Genomic DNA, 5,949 nt, shown 5'->3' on the forward strand with positions numbered 1-5,949 from the left:
ATTTTTACTTATTAATCTATAGACTTCCCCATCACAATTGGTACATTTTTTAATGGGGTCGGCTGTAATCGATTGGAATTTTTCAAAAGCATTCCCACATTTTTTACATTTATATTCGTATGTTGGCATGATAATATTTCCCTTCTAAAATATCTTACTGAATATTTTAAACAAATTTGCAGTTTTGTCAAGGGAAGGAACTTTTTGGGATCTTCCCACCTAAGCAATCTGATTAAACAGTATAATAAAAAAGCAGTAATATCATTCAAATAAAATAAATTAAAAAGGAGAAGAAATTATGAATAAAAGGTTAAAAATTTTGTATATGATCGTAACTATATTTTTATTGTTTGTTTTTTTATTTAATTTTGCTTATGGTAATCCCTTATTAGAAGTAGTTCCAGAAAAAGTTATCGGGATTTTAGAAACAAAAGATGCAGAATTAATAAAAGGTCTATCTGAATTTGGTATCATGAACCTTGCCCCAGGTGGAGAATTAAGCAACGAAAGACAAAATTACAAAATGACCAGAGAAGAGATAAGAAATGAACTAGGGTTTGATGTCCTAGATCCTATATTTTTAGAGAATATCTTTTCCGCTGGTGCAATTCTCTCTTGTCTGGGTGTTTCTGTAGCTGGAGTTCCTGAAATGCTGCTTGTTTTATCTCCCTCTAATAGTCGTGATTTTACTAAATTTCTGGGAGCTGTTGAGGCGAAAAATGATTTAATTGAAGAAATATCAAATTATAAAGGGATTGATATATTTAATATCATTCTTCCCGAAAGTAAAGATTTGGAACCTATAAAATCCATTTCTTACGCTTTTTTAGGCGATACCTTAGTGATTGGAGGAAATTTATCTCCAGTTAAAAAAGCTATAGAAGTATTTCAAGGAGAGTGCAATTCTCTTCTGGAAAATTTAGAATATCAAATACAAAAAGTGAAAACCGGAGAAAAAATAAGTCCTTCAAGTTTCTTTTTCTGCTTGTTTGGCCAAGAACTCTATCAATTTTTAGATGAATTAATTGGAGTAGTCGAAGAGGAAGAATTAGTTAAGACTTTAAGAAATTCTCGGGATTATTTTAAGGATATGGGCACTATAAGCTGCATAGGAGGCTATCAAGAAAAACAGTTTAAGGCCTATATGGTTGCACAAATAGCAGAAAAATATTTTAATATATTTAAAAAAGCAGATGTAAATAATTTAAAATCTCTTTCCATGTTTCCTAAAAACACCTTCTTTTATTTTGGAGGTGTCTTGCCTCTTATCTGGGAAGAAATAAAGGAAAATTATATTAGCAAGAACCTTCAACTTAATTTAGAAAAAAATATGCAGCAGATTCAAGAAAGAAGTGGAATTGATATCGAGAAAACTATTTATTCCTGGCCGGCAAAAGAATTTAGTTTGGGACTTTTCGATACTTCCGCTATTTTTCCCAAAGTTGGAGTAATAACGGGATATTCTTCAGAAGAAAAACTTATTCAAAATCTTTATCCTGCGTTAGAGGACTTTGCTCCCATGGCGGGTGGGACGTTAGTAGACAATCAGTATGAAGGAATAAATTACAAAAGCCTACCTAACCCAGTGTTCCCCTTGGGGTATGGAATCGTGAGAGATAGATTTGTTTTGTCCAGTAGCATTGCCAATATTATAGATACGGAAAAAGGAGATATGGTCGCCTTGAATACATTGGAACCTATAAAATATATGCTTTCTTTTCCCAAAGTTTATTCTCTATTATATATCGATATGAATTCCGTGAGTGAAATTGCAGGAAGGTATATGCAGATGGCAGTACAAGAGATTCCAGAAGGATCAGAAGAAAAGAAGGAAAGGGGGGCAAATAGAAAAGAATCCTTAGATACCATGTTAGAAGGTTTGCACCAACTCAAAAACCTTTTATTCTGGGCAGGAATAGAAGAAGATTACTCTTATTCCTGGTTAGAGGTAAATTATAAATAAGAAATAGACATGTGCACTGGGATGGTAATGGTTATTCAGATAGTTTAAAAGGAGAAAAGATCCTCCTTTTTTCTCATATTATTTCTATTGTTGATACCTATGATGTGATACAGTCCCGTCGTCCCTATAAAGGTGCGGTAAGTAAAAAGCAAGCGCTAAAGGAAATTAAAAATGCGCTGATACCCAGTTTGATCCGCAGCTGGTAGAGATATTCTTCAAAATAGTAAAAGATAATGAGAAATTAAAAAGAACCGGATCTGCTCCTAAACATTTTTCTAGTGCAAAATAAAAGTTTTTTTTATTATAAGTAAGTTAATTTTTGCATTTATTAGAAAAATCATCATTTTACTTTTTGATATTTCAATTCTTCTTTGTTATATTAGTGTGCGTAATATTCTTTTTAAAATAAATTGAATCCTTGAGATAAAGCAGTAAAGGTATCAAACATTAGTGGGAATTTATTTTGAAGTGTAGGGAAAAATATGATTGAGTCAGTTTTTATGTACCTGGCATTTTTTATATCCGCAAGTATTAGTTCCATGATCGGAATAGGTGGTGGAGTGCTTTATGTACCCGTTCTATTAGCTTTTGGTTTCCCTTTTTATCAAGCAGCAGCAATTAGTATTTTTATAATAATGTCTCTCTCTATTTCTTCTTCATTAGTATATTGCCAGGCGAAATTGGTCGATTGGAAATTAATTTTGTTAATCGAACCTTTGACTGCTATTATGTCTCTTATAGGTGGATATTATTCTTACTTACTTCAAGCTCAGGAATTACAAATAATATTTATTTTAGTACTGATTGTTTCCGGATATTTTATGTTAAAATCTAACAAAGAAATTCAAGATAAATTCATTAAAAAGAAAAAATGGGGTTGTTGGCATATAAAATTTAGAGAAGAAGAATATTCAGTAAATCTTTTAATTGGGATTCCATTTACTGCTCTGGCTGGTTTAATGGCCGGCTTATTAGGAATTGGAGGAGGAATAATAAAAGTACCTTTAATGGTATTATTACTGGGAGTTCCAATGAAGATTGCTGTAGGGTCCTCATGTTTTATGGTAGGCATTACTGCTTTATTTGGTTTTTGGGGGCACTTTTTTGCCGGACATTTTGAATTTAAAATGGCTCTAATTCTAGCTTTAGTGGTTTTTGCCGGGGCTCAAACTGGTTCTCGGTTATCCATAAAAGTGGATAAAATTTTACTAAAAAAAATTTATGCTATATTTCTGTTTATAATTTCTGCTTGGATGATGATAAATATGATAAAATAATAAACAAAAAGAGGAATAGATCATGAAGATTATCGGAATAATTGGATATAAGAAAAGTGGTAAAACTACTTTAACGCTTAGGTTATCTGACGAATTAAACAGAAGAGGTATTAAGGTAGCCGTAATAAAACATATTGATAAAGACCTTGATCTGGCTAATTCGGATACTTCAAAATATAAAGAAACACTTACACAGGTAGGGGCAGTTACTCCTAAAGAATTAGTATTTTTTTTAAGGGATAAAAAAAAATTAGAAGAGATTATAAAATATTTTAAAGCAGATATTGTCCTAATAGAGGGATTTAAAAAGGAAAAAACTTTTCCCAAAATTGTCTGTCTAAGAGAAGAAAGCGAAAAAGTGGGATTGTTTGATGGGTTACAACTTTGTACGGCTAGTTTTGTTTCTAAGGAAACAAAGGAGAAATTTTGCGATTTTAACATTTTGAATGATAAGGATATAAAAAAAATAGCGGAAATAGCTATCAATAAATCATTTAAATTACCTAACTTGAATTGCGGGGAATGTGGATATCAAAATTGTTATAATTTAGCTCAGGAAATTGTCAAAGGAAATAAAACTTCCGATGATTGTCCTTCTTTGAAACCTTCAATTTTGGTGAAAGTGAATGGGCAGACAATTTCGATGAATTCTTTTATAGCAAAGATTACCAAAAACACTATTAGTGGACTTTTATCTTCATTAAAGGGTTTTGGCAGAGGGGATATTGAAATAAAGATAAAACAATAAGAAATTCTTATTTTGTATCGCATGAATAGAAAGAACGAATAGTATAGAATGTATATATTTTTATCTTGTCGATGAATTAAGATCGAATTAGTTAACCAGTTAACTAAGGAACTATTTAAGCAATGAGGATGTGATTTTATCGTGTTAGAAGTATTAACTAAGACAAAAGTAAATATACAAGAAAAGAATAAAACAGAAGTGATTTATGATGCCATAATAATCGGTGGCGGACCAGCCGGTTTGACCGCGGGAATCTATCTTAGTCGAGCTGGAATGGAAACTTTATTGATTGAAAAAGCGATGATTGGGGGGCAGGCAGTCCTTACTGAAACAATAGAGAACTATCCCGGATTTCCTGAGGGGATAGGCGGATTAGAATTAGTGCAAAAAATGGAGGAACAGGCTAATCGATTTGGTCTAAAAATAGAATATGGTGAAGTAGTAGAAATTAGAATGATGGAAAGGAAAGGAAATAATTTAAAAATAATTAAAACCAATAACCAAGAGTTTAATGCTCTTGCTATTATTCTAACTTCTGGGGCAGAAGCGAGTAAATTGGGAATCCCCGGAGAAGAAGAATTAACGGGGAGGGGCGTTTCTTATTGCGCTACTTGTGATGCTCCATTTTTTAGGGATAAAAAAATAGTGGTGATTGGGGGAGGAGATACAGCTATCGAAGAAGCTTTGTATTTAACCAAGTTTGTTCGAGAAGTAACTATTATTCACCGTCGTGATAGATTAAGAGCAACTAAGATATTACAGGAAAGGGCTTTGGATAACGATAAAATAAATTTTGTCTGGGATTCTACGGTGACAAAAGTAATAGGTCAGGAAAAAGTAAATGGTGTTTTGATTCAAAATAAAAAAACAGATGAAGAAAAAGAAATCCCCTGTCAAGGTGTATTTATTTTTGTGGGGAATATTCCTAATTCAAAATTTATAAAAGAGTTAGTAAAATTAGATCAAAGAGGTTATATTTTAACTGATGATAATATGATGACCTCTCAAAAGGGAATTTTTGCCTGTGGAGATGTTAGAAAGAAAATCTTAAGACAGGTAGTTACTGCTTGTGGAGAGGGAGCTACTGCTGCTTTTGCTGCCCAAAAATATATTGAAGAATTAAAAGGAGTTTCCTATAAATAGAGAAAGAATGAGGATGAAAAATGAATTTTGGAATATCAACTATGCCGTTGGAGGATTACCAATTAAAATCAAAATTGCCTCTACTTAAAGAGGCAGGAATAAGATATATCGAAATAAAACCAAAAGAAGGACATTTTAATTATCATGACCCCAAGTACCTGGATGAAATGTCTAAAGAATTTAAAAAAAATGAGATAGAAGTAATATCTATGCATATGCCTACTAATGGCGTAGTAGATATTTCCCTCATTGAGGAATATGATCGGGTATGGTCTGTCCGGGAAGTGGAAAAAACCGCCCTAGCTTTGCTGAGATTGGGAGGAGAAATTTTAGTAGTTCATCCGGGAAGTAAAATTAAAGATGAGAAAATGAGAAAAACGCATAGAGAAAAGAGCAAACAAAGCTTAGAGGAAATACTAAAATTTTGTGAACGTTGGGGAATTAAAATTGCTTTGGAGAATACCTTGCCCGGAAAAACCGGCGATAGTATTACTGAGACATTAGAAACGGTAAAAAATATTAATTCAAAAAATTTGGGAATCTGTCTGGACACCGGACATTGCAACATTACTTCTCTTCTTTATAATCATAGTGGAGTCGTAAAGTGTTTATCGGAAATAAAAAATTATTTATGTCATTTACACGTTCACGATAATTTCGGAAAAAGTGATGATCATTCTCCCCTTTTTGAAGGCAATATTGATTGGAAAGGATTTGTAAGAAGTTTAAAAGAAAATAAATACTCAGGAGTGTTTTTGTTTGAATTAAGAAAAAGACCGAATAATGAAGAGATACTTCGAACTATTAAAGAATTATAC

At 32.3% G+C, this 5,949-nt stretch carries 7 protein-coding genes; 6 read left to right on the forward strand and 1 reads right to left on the reverse strand.

Features of this window, described 5'->3' with window-relative positions; genetic code table 11:
- Window positions 1-129: zinc ribbon domain-containing protein (locus ENO17_01155; GenBank protein HER23667.1), on the reverse strand; the 129-nt coding region annotated here is incomplete at its 3' end.
- 169 nt (window positions 130-298) lie between these two features.
- Between ENO17_01155 and ENO17_01160 the strand changes: the two genes are divergently transcribed.
- The 6 genes from ENO17_01160 to ENO17_01185 all read left to right on the forward strand — a co-directional run.
- Entirely contained in the window at window positions 299-1,963 is a 1,665-nt protein-coding gene (locus tag ENO17_01160) for a DUF3352 domain-containing protein (GenBank protein HER23668.1), read from the forward strand.
- Window positions 1,964-1,974: 11 nt separating this feature from the next.
- A complete protein-coding gene (locus ENO17_01165; GenBank protein HER23669.1) occupies window positions 1,975-2,169 on the forward strand; it encodes a hypothetical protein in 195 nt (64 codons plus the stop codon).
- Window positions 2,170-2,445: 276 nt separating this feature from the next.
- On the forward strand, window positions 2,446-3,240 hold the full coding sequence (locus ENO17_01170; protein HER23670.1) for a sulfite exporter TauE/SafE family protein: 795 nt from the start codon (window positions 2,446-2,448) through the stop codon (window positions 3,238-3,240).
- Window positions 3,241-3,262: 22 nt separating this feature from the next.
- Window positions 3,263-3,988: a molybdopterin-guanine dinucleotide biosynthesis protein B gene (gene mobB, locus ENO17_01175; protein HER23671.1), complete on the forward strand. Its 726-nt coding sequence runs from the start codon at window positions 3,263-3,265 to the stop codon at window positions 3,986-3,988.
- A gap of 201 nt (window positions 3,989-4,189) precedes the next feature.
- Window positions 4,190-5,131 carry a thioredoxin-disulfide reductase gene (trxB, locus tag ENO17_01180; GenBank protein HER23672.1) on the forward strand — a complete coding sequence of 314 codons (942 nt, stop codon included), beginning with the start codon at window positions 4,190-4,192 and terminating at the stop codon, window positions 5,129-5,131.
- Between the two features lie 20 nt (window positions 5,132-5,151).
- On the forward strand, window positions 5,152-5,949 hold a 798-nt coding region (locus ENO17_01185; protein ID HER23673.1), incomplete at its 3' end, for a sugar phosphate isomerase/epimerase.

It is taken from the genome of Candidatus Atribacteria bacterium, from assembly GCA_011056645.1.
GTDB classification, from domain to species: domain Bacteria; phylum Atribacterota; class Phoenicimicrobiia; order Phoenicimicrobiales; family Phoenicimicrobiaceae; genus Sediminicultor; species Sediminicultor quartus.

Excerpts from the sequence above, each read along its gene's own strand:
- ENO17_01160 (HER23668.1), top strand. The coding sequence starts at position 299 with ATGAATAAAAGGTTAAAAATTTTGTATATGATCGTAACTATATTTTTA.
- ENO17_01170 (HER23670.1), top strand. The coding sequence starts at position 2,446 with ATGATTGAGTCAGTTTTTATGTACCTGGCATTTTTTATATCCGCAAGT.
- mobB (HER23671.1), top strand. The coding sequence starts at position 3,263 with ATGAAGATTATCGGAATAATTGGATATAAGAAAAGTGGTAAAACTACT.